The sequence below is a fragment of the Actinomadura sp. NEAU-AAG7 genome (assembly GCF_018603865.1).
GTDB classification, from domain to species: Bacteria; Actinomycetota; Actinomycetes; order Streptosporangiales; family Streptosporangiaceae; genus Spirillospora; species Spirillospora litoris.
On sequence record NZ_JAHFZY010000001.1, the window covers coordinates 485,250 to 506,187 of the forward strand.

The 20,938-nt window shown below is 71.7% G+C and carries 21 protein-coding genes; 9 read left to right on the forward strand and 12 right to left on the reverse strand.

Annotation, left to right across the window (positions count from 1 at the left end; translation table 11 throughout):
- Positions 1–135: 135 nt before the first annotated feature.
- Complete coding sequence (locus KLI87_RS02180; RefSeq protein WP_156217183.1) at positions 136–399, reverse strand: phosphopantetheine-binding protein; 264 nt, start codon at positions 397–399, stop codon at positions 136–138.
- 170 nt (positions 400–569) lie between these two features.
- Between KLI87_RS02180 and KLI87_RS02185 the strand changes: the two genes are divergently transcribed.
- Complete coding sequence (locus KLI87_RS02185; protein ID WP_156217182.1) at positions 570–1,580, forward strand: ketoacyl-ACP synthase III family protein; 1,011 nt, start codon at positions 570–572, stop codon at positions 1,578–1,580.
- A 48-nt stretch (positions 1,581–1,628) separates the two neighbouring features.
- On the opposite strand, the gene KLI87_RS02190 is transcribed toward KLI87_RS02185, so the two are convergent.
- The 5 genes from KLI87_RS02190 to KLI87_RS02210 form a co-directional block, all read right to left on the reverse strand.
- Complete coding sequence (locus KLI87_RS02190; protein ID WP_214615634.1) at positions 1,629–2,879, reverse strand: ketosynthase chain-length factor; 1,251 nt, start codon at positions 2,877–2,879, stop codon at positions 1,629–1,631.
- On the reverse strand, positions 2,876–4,138 hold the full coding sequence (locus tag KLI87_RS02195; protein WP_214615635.1) for a beta-ketoacyl synthase: 1,263 nt from the start codon (positions 4,136–4,138) through the stop codon (positions 2,876–2,878). The genes KLI87_RS02190 and KLI87_RS02195 overlap by 4 nt, the downstream gene beginning before the upstream one ends.
- Positions 4,139–4,231: 93 nt before the next feature.
- A complete protein-coding gene (locus KLI87_RS40845) occupies positions 4,232–5,434 on the reverse strand; it encodes a cytochrome P450 (protein WP_214615636.1) in 1,203 nt (400 codons plus the stop codon).
- 257 nt (positions 5,435–5,691) lie between these two features.
- Positions 5,692–7,137, reverse strand: a complete 1,446-nt coding sequence (locus KLI87_RS02205) for an FAD-dependent monooxygenase (RefSeq protein WP_214615637.1) — start codon at positions 7,135–7,137, stop codon at positions 5,692–5,694.
- Complete coding sequence (locus KLI87_RS02210; protein ID WP_214615638.1) at positions 7,137–8,138, reverse strand: ATP-binding cassette domain-containing protein; 1,002 nt, start codon at positions 8,136–8,138, stop codon at positions 7,137–7,139. The genes KLI87_RS02205 and KLI87_RS02210 overlap by 1 nt, the downstream gene beginning before the upstream one ends.
- Positions 8,139–8,236: 98 nt before the next feature.
- On the opposite strand from KLI87_RS02210, the gene KLI87_RS02215 reads away from it, so the two are divergent.
- Positions 8,237–8,974, forward strand: a complete 738-nt coding sequence (locus tag KLI87_RS02215; RefSeq protein ID WP_214615639.1) for a TetR/AcrR family transcriptional regulator — start codon at positions 8,237–8,239, stop codon at positions 8,972–8,974.
- A gap of 35 nt (positions 8,975–9,009) precedes the next feature.
- Here KLI87_RS02215 and KLI87_RS02220 read toward each other — a convergent pair whose 3' ends face one another.
- Together KLI87_RS02220 and KLI87_RS02225 are read right to left on the reverse strand one after the other, a co-directional pair.
- Complete coding sequence (locus tag KLI87_RS02220; protein WP_214615640.1) at positions 9,010–10,044, reverse strand: methyltransferase; 1,035 nt, start codon at positions 10,042–10,044, stop codon at positions 9,010–9,012.
- Between the two features lie 32 nt (positions 10,045–10,076).
- On the reverse strand, positions 10,077–11,033 hold the full coding sequence (locus KLI87_RS02225) for an SRPBCC family protein (protein WP_214615641.1): 957 nt from the start codon (positions 11,031–11,033) through the stop codon (positions 10,077–10,079).
- Between the two features lie 245 nt (positions 11,034–11,278).
- Between KLI87_RS02225 and KLI87_RS02230 the strand changes: the two genes are divergently transcribed.
- From KLI87_RS02230 to KLI87_RS39680, 6 genes are all read left to right on the forward strand, one after another.
- Positions 11,279–11,950, forward strand: coding sequence for a TcmI family type II polyketide cyclase (locus tag KLI87_RS02230; protein ID WP_156217174.1), 672 nt, complete (start codon positions 11,279–11,281; stop codon positions 11,948–11,950).
- A 1-nt stretch (position 11,951) separates the two neighbouring features.
- Positions 11,952–13,151 (forward strand): cytochrome P450, encoded by a 1,200-nt coding sequence (locus tag KLI87_RS02235; RefSeq protein ID WP_156217173.1) that lies wholly within the window; start codon positions 11,952–11,954, stop codon positions 13,149–13,151.
- Between the two features lie 186 nt (positions 13,152–13,337).
- Entirely contained in the window at positions 13,338–14,036 is a 699-nt protein-coding gene (locus KLI87_RS02240) for a Clp protease N-terminal domain-containing protein (RefSeq protein ID WP_250903455.1), read from the forward strand.
- Between the two features lie 174 nt (positions 14,037–14,210).
- A complete protein-coding gene (locus KLI87_RS02245; RefSeq protein WP_156217171.1) occupies positions 14,211–14,951 on the forward strand; it encodes an SDR family NAD(P)-dependent oxidoreductase in 741 nt (246 codons plus the stop codon).
- Positions 14,952–15,105: 154 nt separating this feature from the next.
- On the forward strand, positions 15,106–16,353 hold the full coding sequence (locus tag KLI87_RS39675) for a histidine kinase (protein WP_250903456.1): 1,248 nt from the start codon (positions 15,106–15,108) through the stop codon (positions 16,351–16,353).
- Complete coding sequence (locus KLI87_RS39680) at positions 16,341–16,985, forward strand: response regulator transcription factor (protein WP_308165816.1); 645 nt, start codon at positions 16,341–16,343, stop codon at positions 16,983–16,985. The genes KLI87_RS39675 and KLI87_RS39680 overlap by 13 nt, the downstream gene beginning before the upstream one ends.
- Before the next feature lie 78 nt (positions 16,986–17,063).
- Here the strand turns inward: KLI87_RS39680 and KLI87_RS02255 are convergent, their stop codons facing one another.
- On the reverse strand, positions 17,064–17,957 hold the full coding sequence (locus tag KLI87_RS02255; RefSeq protein ID WP_250903457.1) for an NADP-dependent oxidoreductase: 894 nt from the start codon (positions 17,955–17,957) through the stop codon (positions 17,064–17,066).
- Between the two features lie 70 nt (positions 17,958–18,027).
- On the opposite strand from KLI87_RS02255, the gene KLI87_RS02260 reads away from it, so the two are divergent.
- The gene (locus KLI87_RS02260; RefSeq protein ID WP_214615643.1) at positions 18,028–18,636 is read left to right on the forward strand and encodes a TetR/AcrR family transcriptional regulator; all 609 of its coding nucleotides are present in this window, start codon (positions 18,028–18,030) and stop codon (positions 18,634–18,636) included.
- Positions 18,637–18,660: 24 nt separating this feature from the next.
- Here the strand turns inward: KLI87_RS02260 and pgl are convergent, their stop codons facing one another.
- From pgl to KLI87_RS02275, 3 genes are all read right to left on the reverse strand, one after another.
- A complete protein-coding gene (pgl, locus tag KLI87_RS02265; protein WP_214615644.1) occupies positions 18,661–19,386 on the reverse strand; it encodes a 6-phosphogluconolactonase in 726 nt (241 codons plus the stop codon).
- Positions 19,387–19,775: 389 nt separating this feature from the next.
- Positions 19,776–19,982, reverse strand: a complete 207-nt coding sequence (locus tag KLI87_RS02270) for a DUF397 domain-containing protein (RefSeq protein WP_214615645.1) — start codon at positions 19,980–19,982, stop codon at positions 19,776–19,778.
- A 124-nt stretch (positions 19,983–20,106) separates the two neighbouring features.
- The gene (locus KLI87_RS02275; protein WP_156217165.1) at positions 20,107–20,838 is read right to left on the reverse strand and encodes a hypothetical protein; all 732 of its coding nucleotides are present in this window, start codon (positions 20,836–20,838) and stop codon (positions 20,107–20,109) included.
- Positions 20,839–20,938: the final 100 nt, after the last annotated feature.

Genomic DNA, 20,938 nt, shown 5'->3' on the forward strand with positions numbered 1-20,938 from the left:
GGGTTCTCCTGTCGCTCGCGCCCGGTGAACGTCCCGTCCCGCCCGGCTCCCGGGCCCCCGGGCCGACCGGGACCCTCCGGCCGACCGGGGCGGCCCCCGGGCTCCCGGGGCCTTCGGGGGGCCGCCGGTGTGCGCCTACGGCTGGACCGACGCGGGCATCAGCTCGTTGACCACCTCGACGAACTTCGTCGGCGTCGAGTCCTTGTCCGTCCCCTCGCCCGGCAGACTGATCCCGAGTTCCCGCTCGACCGAGACCACCACCTCGACCATCGCGATCGAGTCGTAGCCGAGATTGGCGAAGGTGATTTCTCCGATGTCGCCGTCCAGGTCGAAATCCTCGTCCTCACCCGCCGCCTGCCGGATGTATCCCACCAGGTCCGCCAGGGTAAAAGTCGCCATGGAAACGCCCTTCTCCTCGTCCTGAAACCCAACATCGCCGGACGGCCTAAACACTCGATCGAGTTCCAATCGACGGCGATGCGGCCTGGCCCGGGGCTCGAACGAGGCTCCGCGGGACATGACGACGCTGTCCGAATGCGCGCACCTGAATCAAGCTGTGAGAGACCCCGATGAGCCGTGCACTCTACGTCGCCGCCGCGAGTTCGTGGCTTCCCGAGCGCATGACGCTCGACGAGGCGGAACGCGCCGGTCTCGCCGACCGGTCGCGGGTCTGGAACACCGGCATCGAGTCGGTCTGCGTCTCGGCGGAGAAGTCGGCGCCGGACATGGCGGTGCTGGCCGCGCGGTCCGCGCTCGACCGCGCCGGGACGGCGCCGGAGGACCTCCACCTGCTCCTGCACGCGTGCGCCTACCACCAGGGGCACGACATGTGGCCGCCGGCGTCCTATATCCAGCGGTTCTGCGGTGGTGGCGCGTGTCCGGCCATCGAGGTCCGGCAGATGTCCAACGGCGGGATGGCGGCGCTGGAACTGGCGGCGGGCTACCTGGTCGCGGACGATCGCCCGGCCGCCCTGATCACCACGGCGGACCGGTACTGCCCGCCCGGCTTCGACCGCTGGCACAGCGACCCGAGCACCGTCTGCGGCGACGGCGCCACCGCCGTGGTGCTGTCCACCCGGGGCGGGTTCGCCACGCTCCGGGGGCTCGCCACCGTGTCCGACCCCGGGTTGGAGCGCGGGAGCCACGGCGACCTGTTCAGCGACGCGCCGATGGCCGCGGGATCACCGATCGACCTGGGCCTCAACAGCGACGCCCTGGTGCGCGAGCTCGGGCTTGAGGCCCTGCTCCACCGCATCGAGGCGGGCCAGCGGGAGGCGTTCGGCCGGGCCTGCGACCAGGCGGACGTGAAGCTCGGCGACGTCGACTGGTACGTGCTGCCCAACCTGGGCCGCACCCGTATGCGGGCGCAGTACTTCGACCCGTTCGGCATCGACCCGCAGCGCTCCACCTGGTCGTGGGGCAGGCGGGTCGGCCACCTCGGCCCCGGCGACCAGTTCGGCGGGCTGGCCCATCTCGCCTCGGAGGGCGCCCTGGAGCACGGCCAGATCTGCGCGCTGGCCAGCGTCGGCGCCGGTTTCACCTGGACGGTCGCCATTTTGGAGATCGTCGGCAGGCCGTGAGCGTACGCGCCGGCGCCTGCACCGCGACCGCGGTGCAGGCGCCGCCCGCTATGCGGCCGTCAGCACCATCGCGGAGTTGGCGCCCTCACCGCGGGACAGCACCAACGCGGTGGACACGGTCGTCTCCCTCGGCTCGCCGAGCACGAGGTCGAGCCGATCGGAGCGGACCGGGTCGGTCACGTTGATCGTGGGCGGGATGACCCCGTGCCGCATGCTCAACGACGCGGTGGCCACGTCGAGCGCCGGGCCGCCCGCGTACAGCCGTCCGGTCATCGTCTTCGGCGCGGTCACCGGAACCGCGCGCGGGCCGAACACGCGAGTGATGGCGGCGGCCTCGGCGCGGTCGAGTTCGGCGACGCCCGCCGCGTCCGCGAACACCACGTCCACCTCGGACGGGGTCACGCCCGCGTCCGCCAGCGCGGCCTCGATCGCGCGGCGCAGCCCGGGTTCGCGTCCCGAACCGGGACGCGGGTCGAAGGTCGTGGCGTAACCGGCGATCTCGCCGTACGGCCGAGCCCCGCGATCGCGTGCGTGCCCGGCCTCCTCGACGGTGAACATCGCGCCGCCCTCACCGAGCAGGTAGCCGGACGCGGCGGAGTCGAACGGCAGGTAGGCGCGCGTCCGGTCGGCCACGGTGCTCATCCGCCCGGCGGCCAGCTCGATCACGAACCCGAGCGGGCACATCGCGCTGTCCACCGCGCCGCACATCACCACCGGCAGCCCCTCGGCCACGTACCTGCGGGCATGCCCGATGGCGTCGAGCCCGCTCGTCTGGCCGGTCAGGACGCCGCCGGGCCCGTACACCCCGTGCCGGATCGAGATCTGACCCGTGTTCACCGCGTAGAACCAGGAGAACGAGAGGTAGGCGCTCACATGGTCGCCGCCCAGGCGCCACAGCTTCTCCAGCTCGCGCTGGCTGTATTCGAGCCCGCCGACGGCCATGCCGGTGACGACGCCGACCTGGTCGCCCGGCATGCCGGCCAGGTCGAGGGCGGAGTCGCCGACCGCGCCGCCCATCGCGATCAGCGCCAGCCGCGTGGCCTGGTCGGTCTGCGGCACCAGCCGTCCGGGGACGTGCTCGCGGACGTCGTACTCGGGCACCTCGCCCGCCAGCCTCACGGGGTACCGCGCCGGATCGAACCGGGTGATGCGGTCGATGCCGCCCCGCCCGTGCAGGACGGCGTCCCAGTACTCACCGGCGTCGAACCCGTTCGGCGCGACCGTCCCGAGGCCGGTGATCACCGCGCGTTGGAGCCCGCGCTCCGCGCGGGCGTCGCGTTCCGCGAAGGTCGCGGTCATCGGTCCTCCCCCTTGGTCAGCACCATGGCGCTCTGGAAACCACCGAACCCGCTGCCGACCTTGAGCACCGTGCGCAGATCCGCGCGCCGTGCCTCCAGCGGCACGTAGTCGAGGTCCAGTTCCGGATCGGGTTCGTTCAGGTTGGCCGTCGGCGGGATCAGCCCGGATTCGAGGGCGAGCGCGCACGCCGCGATCTCGACCGAGCCGACCGAGCCCAGCGAGTGGCCGATCATGGACTTGATCGAGCTGACCGGCGTCCGGTAGGCGTGCTCGCCGAGGCTCCGCTTGAACGCGTCGGTCTCGTGCCTGTCGTTCTGCGCGGTGCCGGAGCCGTGCGCGTTCACGTAGTCCACCTGCTCGGGGGTGCGCCCGGCCATCCGCAGCGCCACCTCGATGGCCTTCGCCAACTCGACGCCCTCGGGCCGCAGCCCGGTCATGTGGTAGGCGTTCGCGCGCACGTCCCACCCGCCGATCTCGGCGTAGACGCGCGCGCCGCGCTCCCTGGCGTGCTCCGACTCCTCCAGCACCAGCATCGCGCTGCCCTCGGCGAGCACGAACCCGTTCCGGGTGCGGTCGAAGGGGCGGGACGCGGTGGCCGGCTCGTCGTTGCGCGGCGTCGTCGCCTTGACCGCGTCGAAGGAGGCGACGCAGATCGGCGAGATGGGCGCGTCCGAGCCGCCGGCCAGCATCACGTCGGCCGAGCCTTCGCGGATGAGCCGCGCCGCATGGGACACCGACTCGATTCCCGCGGTGCACCCCGTGGACACCAGCGCCACGGGGCCTTCGGCGCCGACCTCCCAGGCCACGTCGGCGGCCATCGACGTCGGGATGAGGTAGTTGTACATGTGCGGCACCGCGTACTCGTGGTCGAGGAGCCATTCGCGGCCGCCGTCGGAGAGGATGCCGTACTCCTCCGCCACGCTCATCGTGCCGCCGATGGCGCTGCCGACGCTGGTCCCGGTGCGCTGCGGGTCGATCTTCTGGACGTCGAGGTCGGCGTCCGCGATCGCCTCCCTGGTCGCGGCGACGGCGAGCTGCGCGCCCCGGTCCAGCCGCCGGATCTCCCGCTCCGACAGGCCCTCCGCCACCGGGTCGAAGTCGCATTCGCCCGCGATGCGGGAGCGGAACCCCGACGCGTCGAACTGCGTGATGGCGCGAATGGCCGAGGTGCCGGACGAGATCAGCTCCCAGAATTCCTTGGCGTTGCCGCCGCCCGGGGCGCGCACGCCGATTCCGGTGATGACGACCCGGCGGCTCATCGTGATCCCACCGTCGGCACCAAGAACGCAGCGTTCAGCATGTGAGTCCCTTCACTGATAGCCCTTCACTGATGGCCCGCGCCGAAGGCGGGGTCAGGCGTCGAACGTGACCGGCAGCGATTCCAGGCCGCGGATCGTGAGGCTCCGCTGCCAGCGCAGCCGCTCGGGCGGTACGGCCAGGGCGAGGTTGGGCAGCCTGCGCAGGAGGCCCTCGAACGCGATCCGGCCCTCCATCCGGGCCAGCGGGGCACCGAGGCAGAAGTGCGCGCCGCGTCCGAAGCCCACGTGCCCGTTCTCGGCTCGGGCGACATCGAACCGGTCAGGCGTCATGAACTTCCCCGGGTCCCGGTTGGCCGACGCCAAGGAGAGGAGGACCGGATAGCCCTTCTCGATGCGGGTACCGGCGATCTCGATGGGCTCCAGCGGGAACCGCCAGGTCGCCGTTTCGAACGATCCGTCGTACCGGAGCATTTCCTCCAGCGCCGAATCGAGGAGTTCCGGTCGCTCCCGCAGCAGCTTGAGCTGGTCGGGGTGGCGGATGAGGGCGAGGGTGCCGTTCCCGATCAGATTGACCGTCGTCTCGAAGCCCCCGACCAGCAGCAGGGCGAGCATGGACAGCAGCTCCGTCTCGTTCAGCCTGTCGCCCGCGTCCCTGGCCGCTATCAGGGCGTCCACCAGGCCGTCGGCCGGTTCGCGGCGACGCATCTCGACCAGCTCGGTCAGGTACGTGAGGAGGTCGCGCAGGCCGACCGGCCGCTCGCCCGCCCCGCCGCCCGGGTCGTCGGCGGCCTTGTTCGTCCACCGGCGGAAGTCCTTCGTCCAGCGCTGGAACACGTCCTGGTCCGCCGCCGGCACCCCGAGCAGCTCGCAGATCACCGTGATCGCCAGTGGGAACGCGAACTCGGAGACGAGGTCGACGCGTCCCGCCGGCACGATCTCGTCGAGCAGCCCGTCCGTGATCTGCTGGACCTGGCCGCGCAGGCCCTCGACGCGGCGGGCGGTGAACGCGGTCGAGACCAGCCGGCGCAGCCGCGTGTGCTCGGACGCGTCGGTGGTCATCAGATGGGTCCCGAGCCCGGAACGGTCCTCCAGCGGCCGTCCCTTCCCCGCTTCCTGCCAATCGCCCGGCGCGTTGCGCGGGTCCTTGCTCATCCGGGGGTCGTTCAGCAGCATGCGCACGTCCTCATACCGGGTCACCAGCACTCCGTAGAGCCCCTGGCCTTCCAGAACGTGCCGGACGGGCTCGTGTTCACGCAGCCGCGCGTACTCGGGATAGGGATCAGCTCCGAAATCCACCCGTTCGCCTCCTCCGCATTGACAGGCATCTCGATGCCGGCCGCCACAACGCCGTTTCATCCGCTCCGCGAGGTACGGGCGAAGACGCTGTGCCGATCTTCGCGGCGGTGATTCGAGGCGGCTTCGTGTCCGGTTCGACCGGGGCCGCCCGCGCGGCGGCGCAGGAGGGCGCCCGCGCGGCAGGCGTAGGAGGGTGCTGCCGGAGGCGGTGCGATCGCGTCCGGCGGTGCGCGTCCTTGTGTGCGGTGGCGGTCGTCCTACCGGCGGCAGAGGATGCGGTCGAGTGCGTCCCGCAACTGCTGCCCGCCGGTGGCCGCGGTGTTTCGCGTCGTGGCCACACGCCAGCCGACGAAGCCGTCGGGACGGACGAGCACGGCGCCGTCCTCGCGGATGTCGGCGGCCTCGGCCCACCGGTCGACCGCGTGCGCCGTGATCCCCAGCTCCCGCGCGGCCTCCAGCCAGTGGTCGCCCGCGGTCCCCGTGATCAGCGTGAAGCCGTCCACGAGGTCGACCGTGGACCGCCCGTCCGGGAGCCAGCGGTGCGGCAGGCGGCTGCCCGGCGCCCCGTCCAGTGTGAGGCTCCGCAGGTCAGCGAGCGGTTCCGGGGCGATGATCGCGCGCGACTCGTACCGGTACCCGACCACGGGGATCATGAGGTCCGCCATGCCGACGGCCGCGCGGTCGGCGGCCCGGCCCGGATCGGTGTCCCAGTGCAGGTCGCGGTTGCGGAGGCGGATCATGGACTGCCGCATGGTGAACAGCGCGACCGCCCGGCGCTCGGCGTCGTAGGTGTCGAGCAGCCCGTCACCGCCGGCGGCCAGCTTCCACGCCAGGTTGTGGGCGTCGGCGATGCCCATGTTGAGCCCGAAACCGCCGACCGGGGGCACCACGTGCGCCGCGTCGCCGACGAGGAAGACGTTCCCCCGCCTGAAGCTGTCGGCCACCTGGGCCCGTGCCGACCAGGGCAGCAGGCTGATGATCTCCGGCTCGGCATCGGGGACCCCGGTGGCGTCCCTGATCGTCTGCCGGATCCGCTCGGTGGGCGTGTTCGGGTCGCCGTTCGGTATGTGGAAGACCCAGCGGCTCGCGTCGACCTTCATCAGGGTTCCGGACGCCCGCTCGTTGCGCAGGAACGTCATGGAGGACGGCGGGGCCGGCAGTTCGGCGCGGAACAGCACGTTGAGCATGTGGCCGGTGCCGATCGCGCCCGGCCCGGTCACGCCGATGCCGAGCAGGTCCCGGACCGTGCTGCGGCCGCCGTCGGCGGCGATCACATGGTCGGCCGTGACGGTCCTGCCGTCGGACGTCGTGACGGCGCCATCGGCGACCGCGACCACCTCGCCGCCGAACTCCACCGTGCCGCCCAGTTCCCGCAGCCGCGCCGCCGCGGCCCGGTCGACCCGGTCCTGCGGGCAGCTTCCCAGCCTCGCCGGTCCGATCTCCGGCGGCTCGAACCGGGCGGTGACGGCCTTCGCCTCGGCCAGGCTGGGACCGCTCATCAGGCCCCGGGCGCGCTCCTCCGTCTCGATCTCGATACCGGCCTCGCGCAGGATCTCCGCCGACCGGTCGGTGACGCCGAACGCCCTCGGATGGTCGTCGGCCCGCGTCCTGCGCTCCAGTACGTGGACGGAGATCCCGTGGCGGGCGAGCATGACGCCGGCGCACAGCCCGACGGTCCCACCTCCGACGATGACGACCCGCATCAGTGCCCCTCCTGAGCCGGGAACCGCGCTCCCGTCCCGCCTGCGACGCACCCGACCGGTTCCGCCGGTGGGGCGTTCTTGCCGGTCAGGGACAGGACGACGTCGTCGAGGCTCGGCTCGCGAATCCCGATGGTGCGGATCACGGCGCCGGACGCGTCGAGTTCGCGCACGATCTGCGGCACGGTCGGCACCGCGTCGACGGCGGCGACGACGATGTGCAGGCCGTCCGCCTCCGGGCACCGGCCGGTGATCCTCTCCAGCAGCGCCATGGCGCACGGCAGGTGCTCGGCGGCCTCCACCACGACGTCGATGTGCCTGCCGATCTGGGACTTGAGCTGGGCCGGTCCGCCTTCGGCGATCAGGTTGCCGTGGTCGATCACGCCGACGGCCGAGGCGAGCTGGTCCACCTCGTCCAGGTACTGGGTGGCGAGCAGGACCGTGGTCCCGTCGGCCACCAGCTGGCGGACGCTCGCCCAGATCGCCCGGCGGCTCCGGACGTCGAGCCCCTTGGTGGGCTCGTCGAGCAGGAGCACGGCGGGGCCGGGCAGCAGGCTCGCGAGCAGGTGCACCAGGCGGCGCCTGCCGCCGGGGTAGCCGCCGACCGGACGGTCGCCCGCGTGAGCGAGATCGAACCGTTCCAACAGCTCGTCCGCGCGCCGCCGGGCGCCGCGCGTGCCCAGCCGCGACCGGCGGCCGAAGATCCGCAGGTTCTCCCGGGCCGTCAGCCTGTCGTCGAGGGAGGCGTCCTGACCGGCGATCCCGATCATTTTCCGGACCTCCTCGGGGTACCGGGCCACATCGAATCCGGCGACGACGGCCCGTCCGCCGGTGGGCTTGGTCAGCGTGCTCAGGATCTGCACGGCGGTGCTCTTGCCGGCGCCTTTCGGGCCGAGCAGGCCATAGATGATGTTCGAGGGCACCATCAGGTCCAGGCCGGTCAGCGCGGCGACTTCCCCGAACTGCTTCCGCAGCCGGCTGGTGTGCACGATCGCGTCATCCATGGAGCACCTCCTGACCGAGTACAATGTACGCGGTTTCAACATAACCAGCCGCGAGCGACGCACGCAACAGGCGGAACCGCGCGCGTACGATGGTCGTCGTGTCGGACTCGGAACCCATCATCTGGATGCGGGCGGACAAGCCCACGCGAGGTCCGGCGCCCCAGCACAGCCGCGAGCAGATCGCCGAGGCGGCGATCGAGATCGCGGACGCCGAGGGCATCGAGGCCGCGTCGATGCGGACGATCGCCAAGAGGCTCGGCACCGGCACGATGACCCTGTACCGGTACCTGCCGGCCAAGGAAGACCTGTACACGGTGATGATCGACCAGGCGACGGGCTTCGAGCCGCAGGAGCCGACCGGGGACGTCCGCGCCGATCTGACGGCCCTGGCCCGCCGCCGCAGGCAGACCTTCCTGCGGCATCCCTGGCTCGCCCCGCTCCTCGGCACCCGCCCGGTCATGGGCCCCAACCTCCTGCGCGGCATGGAGCGCGATCTCGCCCTGCTCGCCGGCGGCGGGCTCGGCATGGACGAGACGCTCGACGTGCTGAACCTGCTCCACTCCTGGGTCAGCGGCACCGTGCAGGCCGAGTTGACCGAGCGGGCGACCGCTCACCGGTCCGGCGTCGACCGCCATGCCTGGCGGCTGCGCATGGGGCCGTATCTGAAGTCCATGATCGCGACCGGCGAGTTCCCCCATCTGAGCGAGATGATGCGGGCCTCGGAGATCGGCGAGCCCGACGAACGGTTCGAGAACGGGCTGGCGATACTCCTGGACGGGGTGCAGGCCCGGTTCCTGACGAAAACCGGGAACGGCGGTTCACGCCCGGCCGGGTGACCGCGTCGAAACCAGGTCGCCCGTGATGTGACGCCTCAGCCGGACGCGCGCAGCTCGACGACGGAGAGGCGTCCGGCGGGCATGATCGAGGCGATTTTGAGGCCGGTGGCCCCGGCCAGTTCGCCGAGCTGCTCGATGCTGTGCTGCCTGCCTCCGAAGTAGCAGAGCATGCGGAGGTCGCCTTCGGTCATGACGCTCTGGTCGGTGAAGTAGTCGACGACGAGCACGCTGCCGCCCGTGCCCGCGGACGTAGACGCGGATGTAGACGTGGACGCGGCGTCGGCGCAGCGCCGCAAGATGCGCGCGGCCGACGCGTCGTCCCAGTTGTGCAGGATGCTCGACAGCAGATAGCCGTCCGCCCCGGTGGGAAGCTCGTCGAAGAAGCTGCCGGCCACGGTGTCGGCGCGGTGGTCGAGACCGGCCGCGGCGATGGCCTTCCCAGCGCGGCGGACGGGGCCGGGCAGGTCGAGGACCGTCCCGCGCAGCTCGCCGTGGGCCTGGAGGATGGCGATCAGCATGCTGCCGTCGCCACCGCCGACGTCGATGACATGGCGCAGGCTTCCCCAGGGGTACGCGGTGGCCACGGCGGGCGCGTGCGCCGCCAGCCGGGCGCCCATCAGCGCGTCGAACGACTCGGCGCGCCCGTCGTCGGCCGAGAGGTCCTCCCAGAACGTCAGGCCGTACTGCTGCGGGAACGCCGGCTCGCCGGTGCGGACCGTGTGCAGCAGATGGATGAGACTCAACTCGGCGTGCCCGATGGCGCCCTCGATGTCGAGCACCGACCGCATCCCCTCGGGCTCCCCGTCCCGGAGGTGGCCGCCCATGTCCGTCAGGTCATAGGCGCCTTCCCCCGTGCTCGACAGCACTCCGGCGGTCACCAGATGGTCCAGCAGGCGTCCGAGCACGTCCTGGTCGGCGTGCACGGCCTCGGCCAGTGCCCGCGCCGTTCGGGTGCCCGCGGCGATGTGGTCGGCCAGCCGCAGCGTCGCCGCCACCCGGACGGCCATCGGCGTCAGCAGATCGGCGGCCGCCCAGATCCCCCCGCCTCTCGCGGTCGTCTCCTCGGCCATGACCCCTCCTGACTCAGCGGTTTCCTGTCGGTTCAACGGTCCGTACCCGGTCGGAGACCGGCGCGCTCCTCCGCGAACGTCTTGGTGAGGCGGAGGTTGGTCATGCTGTGGCCGCTCAGCAGGCGCCGCAGGTACCGGCGTGCGCCGTCGACCGTCCCGCCGCCGAGCTGCGACACCGCCGAGGGCTTGATCGTGCTGCTGTGCCGGGACTCGGCGACGACGCCCTCCCGCGTCTCGGTGAACCGCCAGTGACCGGTGTGCGCGTCCAGAACGGCGGGCAGCGAGATCTGCTTGTACACGATCAGGTTGGGCGGCAGGCAGATCCGCACCGAGCGGACGGAATGCGTGGTGCCGTCCGGGCTTTTGGTGTCCATGTCGAAGAACTGGACGTTCGGCACGTCCTCGGTCAGGTCGAGCCCCACCACGTGCGGGATGCGCTCGGGCCACAGGTCCGCCCGGTAGAGATATTCGTAGGCGTCCTCGACGGAGCCCGCGATGAAGAGCGGGTCGGTGAAGGAGACGACGAGGTCGTCGAGTTCGGCGCGCCGTTCCGCCGTGTCGCGCAGCGTGTCGAGATGCTCCTTGCCGTCCAGGCCGATCCCGTCCAGCAGCGGGCCGAGATCGGCGCGGGCCGGTCCCTCGATGGTGTGCCGCAGTTCGACGCGGGTCCGGTCCGGCGCCAGTTCGGTGAACACCCATTCGCCGCGAACCTCGGTGTCCGGCGGATCGGCGTCCATGTAGGAGAACGTGATGCGGCGTCCGGCCCGGTCGGAGCGGCGCACCGTCCGCCAGGTGCGGACGGTGGAGTCGCCGTCCAGCGCCCAGTGCTGGATCAGGTCGCCCTTCTCGTTGCTGTGGAGCACTTCCGCGTGCACGGCGGAAAGGTGGAACTGCGGCCAGCGCCCGACGTCGGCCACCAGGTCGAACACCGTCTCATAGCCGGCGTCGACGACCACGCCGTGGTCAATTTGCTGCTGCGTGCTCGGCACGACCAGACACCTCACAACCGTCGCGGGTTCGGAACCGTCGCCCCGACGATGTCCGGCGCCGTTCGACCTCGGTTCGAGGACCCGTCGAGCCCGCCACGCGGCCCGCGGAGGGCGCGAACCGGTCATCTATTCGTCGTCGATCCGGCGTCGAAGGCGCGAGCGCAGTCTTGGCCGCGACCTTGAAGCGAACCCCGCGGGGTCCGTGACGCGGCGCAGTTCCATCAGCGAACCGTGAGGAGACGCCTATGCCGAGCACCGTCGCCGTCGGCACGTTCGACAGTGATGACATCCCCGATGTCAAGAAGATCTTCCAGGAGTTCGACGGCGAGGTCGCGTCCGAGCTGCCCCAACTGCGCCGCAGGCAGGTCTTCACCTACAGCGATCTCTACATCCACCTACAGGACTGGGACGTCGCGGACGCGGCCGAGGCGTACCAGGCGGCGACCACCGATCCCCGGTGCGCGCGTCTGAACGAGCGCCTCTCGGCCTATTTCGGCGACTACACCGCGACCGATGAATGGGACGGCCCGCACGACCAGCGGGAGGCCGAGCGCTTCTATCTGTGGCCGGCCGAGCGGCTGGAGAACCTGGAGCAGACCTACAGCGCGATCATCGTGAACAAGCAGCTGCGGGAGCACATCCCCGAGGTGGCGCGCCTTTTCGCGGAATCGGATGCGACCGACATCCCGCAGAGCATGGGCACGCTGCGCCGCCAGATCTATCTGTGGCGCGGGGTCTACCTGCACATCCAGGACTTCTCCGATTCCAACAGCATCGAGGCGATCAGCAAGGTGTGGACGGACGGGGATCCCCGTTTCCTGCAACTCGTCGACGACCTGACGCGGATCATTCCGCCCTATGACCCGAACAGCCATTCACTGGCCACCCGTTTCTACCACTGGACCGCGGAGGCATAGCATGACGGAGCTACCGACCTTCCCCATCCGGCGACAAGAGCCCGGCGTGCTGCCGGCCGAGTACGAGACGCTGCGGGAGCGCGGCATCGGCCGGGTGACGCTGCCCACCGGAAAACTGGCGTGGATGGTGGTGCGGCCCGAGTACGCCCGGCTCGTGCTCTCCGACCCGCGGTTCAGCTCGGACAAGCTGCGGCCCGACTTCCCGAAGCTGACGCCGAGCGCGCTGAACAAGTTGAAGTACTGCGCGCCGTTCATGATCAATTTGGACGGCCCGGCGCACATGGAGAAGAAGAGGTCGATCCTCCAGGAATTCGCCCCGCGCGCGCTCGCCAAAATGCGTCCGCTCATGCGGGCCGCCACGAGCGAGAAGATCGACGCCCTGCTGGAGCGCGGGGAGAAGCCGGTCGACCTGGTGTCGGAACTGTCGTTCCCGGTCGCCTGGCGGCTCCAGGAGATGGTCCTCGGAATTCCGGCGGCCGAACTGCATGAGATGCGGGACAACGTCCGGAACCTCCTGCTCTCCAGCGAGGACGAGGAGGAGGCGATGGCCGCGCGACTGAACGGCCACGCCATGGACGTCCTGAAGGAGAAGGCGAACAACCTCGGCGACGACATGATGAGCCGCCTCATCATGAGGGAGCGCGACGAGCACGGCGAGGTCGACTGGTTCAGGCTGGCGCCCATGATGCTGGCGAACGCCCAGGGCATCCACAACTCGGTCGCCACGATGATCTCGCTGGGCGTGCTCACCCTGCTGAACCATCCGCAGGAGCGGGTGACGCTGCTCGCCGACCCGGACCGGCTGACCATCGCGGTGGAGGAGATGCTCCGGTTCTTCTCGGTCAACGACGGCACCCCGATGCGGCTGGCGACGGAGGACGTGCTCATCGGCGACACGCTGGTCAAGGCGGGCGACGGCCTGGCCCTGCCGATGTTCCCCGTCAACCGCGACCCGGCGGTGTGCCCGCACCCCAACCGGCTCGACCTCATGCGGGAGGAGCCCGTCAAGCACCTGGCGTTCGGCCACGGGCCGCACCGGTGCCCGGCCAACCGCATGGTGCCGGACCTGCTGGAGATCGTCTACACGATGCTGTTCGAGCGGATCCCCACGCTCGCGCTGGCGGTGCCCGAATCGGAGCTGACGTACAAGTACCACTCGATCCAGGCATTCGGCCCGGCCGAAATGCCGATCACCTGGTAGGCGGACCGGCCGTCGCGCGTGCCCGGGAGGCGGGCGCGGCGGCCCCGAGCAGGGTGTTCGACGCATATCGGGGCTCGCCGCCCGCCGACCGCGGCGCGCGCGCCTCCGGCGATGGGTGGTGCACCTCCGGCGATGGATCGTCAACTTCACCTTGACGCCAGCGGATCGACAACGAAGGCTGACGACATGACCCAGAGCACTCCGCCGGTCAGGCTCGACGACCTGATCACGGCGATCGCCACGGACGACACCGGCGCCCTCGACCGGTTGACCGCAGCGGTGCGGATGGCCGACCACATCGGCGAGGTCTCCGACCGCCTCCTCGACCACTTCGTCGGCCAGGCCCGCCGCTCCGGGGCGTCCTGGACCGACATCGGGCGCGCGATGGGCGTCACCAAGCAGGCCGTCCAGAGCCGCTTCGTCGCCAAGCCCCCCGCCGCCGGCCCGCCCGCCTTCGAGAAGCTCACCCGGCCCGCCCACAAGGCGGTCGTCGCGGGCATGAACGAGGCCAAGCAGGCGGGCAACGCCGAGATCGTGCCCGCGCACCTCGTCCTCGGCCTGCTCGGCACCGACGGCACCGCGGTCGCCGCGCTGCGGGCCCAGGGCGTCGACCCGGACCGGGCGCGGGACACGGCGGTGGCGACCCTGCCGCCGCGCGGCGACGCCGACCCGGTGATGATCCCCTACAGCGCCCCCGCGAAGAAGGCGCTCGAACTGACCTTCAGGACGGCGCTGCGGCTCGACGACGACGGCGTCGGCACCGGCCACGTCCTGCTGGGGCTGCTGGAGGAGGAGAACGGCACCGGGCTGCTGACCTCGCTCGGGGTCGACGCGGCGGCGGCCGAGCGGTTCGTGGTGGACGCCGCCGACGAGCCCAGCCGGTAGCGGAACCGCAGGGAACCCGCTGGCGAGGCGCCCGTACGCGGCGCCAGGGGGTCGGCCGCGCTTGGAGGGCTGTCCCGTATCTCATGAGTTCGGAGTGGATGCGATGACCATCGGAGGCTTCGCCTCGGCACGGAGCGCCCACGGCCTGTGCGGGGCGCCGGGAGCGCCGATCTGATGGCACCGCCGGGCAGCGACGGCCGCGTCGCCCTCGTCACCGGCGCCTCGGGCGCGCTCGGCGCCGCCGTGGCGCGCGTCCTCGACGAGCGCGGCTACCGGCTGGCGCTGCACCACGCCTCCGGTGAGGACCGCGCCCGCGAGGTCGCGGCCGAACTCGGCGGGCCCAGCGTGCTCGTGCGGGCGGACGTCGCCGACTGGGCCGCCACGCAGGCCATGGTGGCCCGGGTGCGCGCCGAACTGGGTCCGATCAGCGTGCTCGTCAACGCGGGCGCGATCCGCCGCGACGGGCTCATGGCCATGCAGTCCGTCGATGACTGGACGCAGACCATCGCCGTCAACCTGATCGGCACCTTCCACACCTGCCGGGCGGTGCTCCCGGACATGGTGGGGGCCCGCTGGGGACGCGTCATCAACGTCGTCTCGCCCGCCGCGCTCATCGGCAGCCGGGGCCAGACGGCCTACTCGGCCTCCAAGGCCGGAGTGCTGGGGATGACGCGGAGCCTGGCCCTGGAGTGCGGTCGGTGGAAGGTGACGGTCAACGCGCTGTCCCCCGGGCTGATGGCCTCCGCGCTCACCGAGACCGTGCCCGCCGAGGTCGGCGCCGCGCTCGTGGCCCGGACCGCGTTCGGCCGCATGGGCACCGCCGGCGAGGTGGCGCGCGGTGTCGAGCTGCTGCTGGACGCCGACTACATGACCGGCCAGGTGCTGTGCATCGACGGCGGCATGTCGATCTCCTGACCGCCGCGCCCGCCATCGGGTGCTTCGACGCGTGCGGCACCGGCACCGGCACCGGGCGGGGCGTCCGGCCCGGCTCGGGGTGCGGAAAACCGCACCCCGATGCGGGCACGGGCGCCATGGCTCCGCCATGTCCTGGGGCTTTACTGTCGTGCCCATGCCTTTCGCGCTTCACCCGCCGGAGTCCCTGCGGCGGCCGTTCCGGGAAGCGGGACGCTCGACGGCCTTCGTCGCGGCGGGCCTGCCACCGCACCTCGTCGCGGTGGCGCTGTGGGTCTGGCTGGTGGGCCTGGCGGTGGTGGTGCCGGGGTTCGCCCCGCTCCCGGCGGCGCTCCTGATCGTCTCGGCCGGGGTTCTGACGGCGGTGCAGCGGTGGAGGTACCGGATGCTGCGCGGGCCGGGCGCGCTCCAAGTGCCGCAAAGGACGGGACGGCCGGCGCTGCGGCACCCGATCCAGTGGTTGCGATCACCGGGCGCCTGGCGGCAGATCGCCTACCACGGTCTGGTGGGCCCGCTCCTCGCCCCGGTGGAGGCCGCCGTGCTCGTCCTGTGGGCGGCGGGATTCGCCGCGGCGAGCATCTACGTGTGGATCTGGGCGCTGCCGCCCGAGCAGCGGCTGACCCAGGTCGGATACACGACACAGGCCGCCTACATCACGGCGGGCGGCCTCGCCCTGATGGCGGTGATGCCGTGGCTGACCGGGCGTGTGGCGCGGCTGGAGACCGGGGTGGCCAACGTCCTGCTGGGTCAGACCCGGGCCGAGCGACTGCAACGCAGGGTCGAGGACCTCACCGAGAGCCGCGCGGGCGTCGTCGACGCGGCCGACGCCGAGCGGCGCCGGATCGAGCGCGACCTGCACGACGGCGCCCAGCAGCGGCTGGTGGCGCTGGCGGTCAACCTCGGGATCGCCAGGGCGACGCTCACCGGCCTCTCCGCGGAGGCGCGCCGGGTGATCGACGACGCCCACACCGAGGCGAAGCAGGCCGTCGCAGAGCTGAACGATCTCGTGCGCGGGCTGCACCCGGCCGTCCTCGACGACCGCGGGCTCGACGCCGCCCTGTCGGGCGTCGCGGCCCGCGCGCCCATCCCCGTCCGGCTCTCGGTGGACCTGGCGACCCGTCCGCCGGCGACCGCCGAGGCCGTCGCGTACTTCACCGTCTCCGAGGCGCTGACGAACGTGGTCAAGCACGCCCGGGCGTCGAAGGCGGAGGTCACCGTCGAGCGGAGAGGCGGGACACTGGTGGTCGTCATCGCCGACGACGGGGTGGGCGGCGCGGGACCGTCCGGAGGTACCGGGCTCGCGGGCCTCGCCAAGCGCGCCGCGTCCGTCGATGGCACGTTCACCTGCCACAGCCCCCTCGGGGGGCCGACCGTCATCACCGTGGAGCTGCCGTGCGCGCCGTGATAGCCGAGGATTCCGTCCTGCTCAGGATCGGAGTGGTCAAGGTGCTGGAGATGGCGGGCTTCGAGGTGGCCGCCCAGGTGGAAGACGGTGAGGCGCTGCTCGCGGCCGTCGCCGAGCACCGCCCCGACATCGCCGTGGTGGACGTGCGCATGCCCCCCGACTTCACCGACGAGGGCGTGCGCGCCGCCACCGTGATCCGCCGCCGGTGGCCGGACACGGCGGTGCTGCTCCTCTCGCAGTACGTGGAGGAGCGGTACGCCACCGATCTGCTCGCCGCCAACACCTCGAAGATCGGGTACCTGCTCAAGCAACGGGTCGCGGACGTCGAGGAGTTCGCCGACTCCGTCCGCCGGGTCGCGGCCGGGGGCACGGCGCTCGACCCGCAGGTCGTCTCGCAGCTCCTCCTCCGCCGCCACAGCGGTCCGCTCGACCGCCTCACCCGGCGGGAGCACGAGGTCCTGGAGCTCATGGCGAGCGGACGCTCCAACGCGGGCATCGCGGCGGGCCTGGTGATCAGCGACAGCGCCGTCGCCAAGCACATCAACAACATCTTCGCCAAGCTGGACCTGCCCAAGGCCGACGCCGACCACCGCAGGGTGCTGGCCGTGCTCCGGTTCCTCGACGTGGTGTGAGGCCGGCCGGCCCTCGTGTGCACCACGCGCCCCCGAGGCGACTCGGGGGGCGCGCTCACGGCCCTTTACGGCGGGGTGTCAGATGAGGATCACCCGGCGGCCGCGGGTGTGGCCGGAGCGGCTGTCGATGTGCGCGGCCGCGGCCTCGCCCAGCGTGTACGACTTCTGGACGGGGATGTGGAGCCCGCCGCCCGAGATGAGCCGGACGGCCTCCGCCAGCGCGTCCTTCATGCTCCCGGCCTGGTCGGAGAACCGGACACCGAGCCTGGGCGCGTCGAGGTCGGCGATGGTGACGACCTTCCGCGGGTCGCCGGTCAACTCGACGAGGTCACCGATCACGCCCGCGCCGGCCAGGTCGAGCGCGGCGTCGGGCCTGCCGAGCCCGCGCACCCGCTCGACCCAGCCCGCGCCGTACGTCGTGGCGACGGCGCCCAGGCCGCGCACGTAGTCCTGGTTCTCGGCGCCGGCCGTGCCGATCACCGTGATGCCCCGGTCGCGGGCGATCTGCAGCACCGCGGACCCGACTCCCCCGGCCGCGCCGCTGACCAGCAGCGTCTGCCCCGGTTGCACGCCGACCTCGCGGATGACGCGCAGCGCGGTCTCCACCACGGAGGGGTAGCCGGCCGCCTCCTCGAACGTCAGGCCCGCGGGCATACGGGCCCAGCCGGACAGCACGGAGAACTCGGCGTAGGTGTCGGTCCCCTCGCCGAACACCTGGTCGCCGACCGCGACGCCTTCGACGCCGTCGCCGACCTCGTCCACCACGCCGGCGGCGTCCAGCCCCACACCGGCGGGCAGGGTGATCGGGTGGGCGCCCAGGACCTGGCCCTCTCGGAGCCGCCAGTCGACGGGGTTCACCCCCGCCGCCCGCACAGCGACGCGCACCTCGCCGGGGCCCGCGTGGGGCTCCTCGGCGTCCAGGAGTCGCAGGACGTCAGGACCGCCGAACTCTGTGTAGATCACTTTCTTCATGCGGCCGACGATAGCACTAACGGTTAGCTTTTAGCACTTGGTTCAGTTTTGGATCTGGTAGCATCAGGCCATGACGGTGCCCGGACGTCGCGAGCGCAAGAAGGCCGCGACCCGCCAGAAGATCGCCGACGCGGCCCTGCGGCTCTTCCTGGAGCGCGGTTACGACGCGGTGGGCATCCGCGACGTGGCCGCCGAGGCCGACGTGGCCGTCACCACGCTGTTCTCCCACTTCGCCTCGAAAGAGGCCCTGGTGTTCGAGCAGGACGAGGACTTCGAGCTGCGCCTCGTCCGGGCCGTCACCGACCGGGCGCCGCACGAAGGGCTCATCCCCGCGCTGCGCCGCGAGATCGAGGCCCTGGTCGCGCACTGCGGGGCCGAGGGCGCCCTCCCGATCTGGGAGATGATCGACGAGTCACCCGCCCTGCGGCAGTACGAGAGCGCGATGCGGCTGCGCCACGCGGAATCGCTGGCGGCGGCCATGGCCGCCGAGTTCGGCCTGCCGGACTCCACGACGTCCTGCCGGACGATCGCCAGGTTCGCGATCGACGCCTTCTCCCTGGCCCGCGAGGCGGCCGATCCGGACGCCGCGCTGAACGAGATCTTCCAGATGATCGAGGCGGCCTGGGAGGTCACCGACCTTCCCGGCACGGTCGAGCGTCCGAGGGTCGTCCGGCCCTGATTCGGCTCTCGGCGCGGTGACCGGCTAGTTTCCCGCGGCGGCCTCGTCCACGAGCCAGGTGACTGTTCCGCCCGCTTCTTCGATGGTGTGGGCGGCCAGTGCCACCGGAAGGTCCAGGTCGCCCGATCGCGCCGCGGCGACGGCGGCGGCCTTGCCCGCGCCCGCCGCGATGATCAGGCAGTTCCGGGTCGCGCGGAGCGCGCCGAGGGTGAGGGTGATGCGGGCCGGCGGCGGCTTGGGGGAATCGAGGACGGGAATGACGCTCGGTTCCGTGACGTCGAGTTCCGGGTGGCCGGGGAAGAGGGAGAGGCAATGGCCGTCCTCTCCCATGCCGAGCCAGACATGGTCGAGGCGGGGGCCGAATTCCGTTTGCCCGAGGAGGGCGCCCAGGACGTTCGCGTATTCGGCGGCGGCCTCGGCCGGCGGCAGGTGCACGGGAGGCGGCGTCCGACCGGACTCGGGGATCGGGACCTTGGAGAGCAGCAGGTCGACCGCCTGACGCCAGTTGGAGTCGGGGTGGTCGAGCGGCACGCATCGCTCGTCGCCCATGATGACGCTGACGCGGTCCCAGGCGACGTCCGCCGCGTGTTCGGCGATGATGCGATAGGCCGCCGCCGGAGTGCTGCCGCCCGCCAGCACCCAGGTCGCCGCGCCATTCTCGCCGGCGGATTCGTCGATCTCCCTTATCGCTCTCGCCGCGACCTCCCGCGCGAGCGAGGCGGGATCGGGGAAGACCTTGAACTCAGCCATGAAGCGCCTGCCTCCGGTGGGGCCCTGCCGATGGGGCTCTGCCGATGCCTTTGCTGCAAGCTATACCCCGGCTGCCGCCGCCACCCGGTCGGGGCGGGCCGGTGGGCCGGCCGAGCCGACGGCGCGGCCCGATGGCGGGATCTTCCGGTTCCGTTTTTGGGCCTTACAGCTCGGTTGGGATCAAACGTTTTCGCCTTCCCGTTGTGGGCGTGCGGCCAAAACTATGATCGTTCAGAGACTCCGCATGGCGGCAAGACGAAACGCGGCTTGGACGTGCCCCCAACGAATGACACGTCCAAGCCGCGAACGTACTCCGGATTCGCCGGTGATGGCCGCAGGGACCGCGCTTGATCAGCGGGGGGCGGACGAAAACCGGGGGAGGGAGCGTTTCAGTGGCGGGCGCGAGCCGCCTTGACGGTGCCGGTGAACGCCGACCAGTCGTCCTTGGCGAAGACGAGCACCACGCCTCCGGAGATGTCCTTGGAGTCGCGGACACCGATCATGCCGCCGGATGTCGCGACCTCGACGCAGTTGCCGATACCGTTGCTGCGAGCGCTCTTGCGCCACGCGGCGGTGGACCAATCAGGAGCCGACATTACATCCCTCTCAGCCAAAAGGACCCCGGACCGGATGGTGCCGGGGTTCGAACACATACCGGAGTCTCGTCCCTGATCGAGTTCTATCCCGGTATTGTCCGCTCGGCAAGAGTTCGCCCACCGGTCATTGCGGCGCCGGGATTGTCCGTCCCCTTCGGCCGAGTGAGAATAGGGGAACCGGCGTCCGCGGCGGGCCCGCGCGCGGACGGGCGGCGGGGGCGGACGGCTCCCGGCCGCCGCGGATGTAGCCGAGGTGCCGCACGCCCTTGACCATCTGCTCCACCGGATAGAAGCCCTCCGGATCGAGGCCGCGGAAACGGCTCCTGACCACGTCGTCGTAGAGGGCGGGGGAGACGATCAGGGCGAGGTCCTCGTCCTCCTGGCGGGACAGCTCGGCGCGCAGGGGGTCGAGGTCGAGCAGGCGCGAGATCACGATGGGGCCGCTGCCGGCCGGGCCGAGGTGGCCGTCGGCGACGGGGCCGTGGTGCAGGGCGAGCCGCACCCGCAGTCGGGGCGCGGACGGGGGCGATGCCGGGTGCCGGGTCCGGTTCACGGCGGCTAGAGCGTCGGCGAGTTCGTGCGGGTAGTCGGCGACGAGGCGCGGCCCGTCGATTCCGGGCGGCAGGACGGCGAGCTCGCCGTCGCCGGTGACCTGGATCGTCCAGCGGTGCCGGTCGAGGCCGGCCGCGTGCGCGGCGGCGTCCAGCGCGACGCTCAGCGCGCGCTGGGTCCGCACCTGTTCGAGGGTGTGGAGGCGGCTGAAGCCCTCGATGTCGACGGCGGCGAGGAAGTGGTAGCCGAGCCGCCCCTCGTCCGGACGCGGCTCCCCCGCGATCATGCCGTTTCGCTCGTCCATCCGCGGTCACGCCCGCGCCGGACGTGCGTGCTCTGGTGCCGGTATCGCCAAGGCTCTCGCCTCCCGAGGCCACAGGGCCCCACTCCCCAAGTCTCAGCAT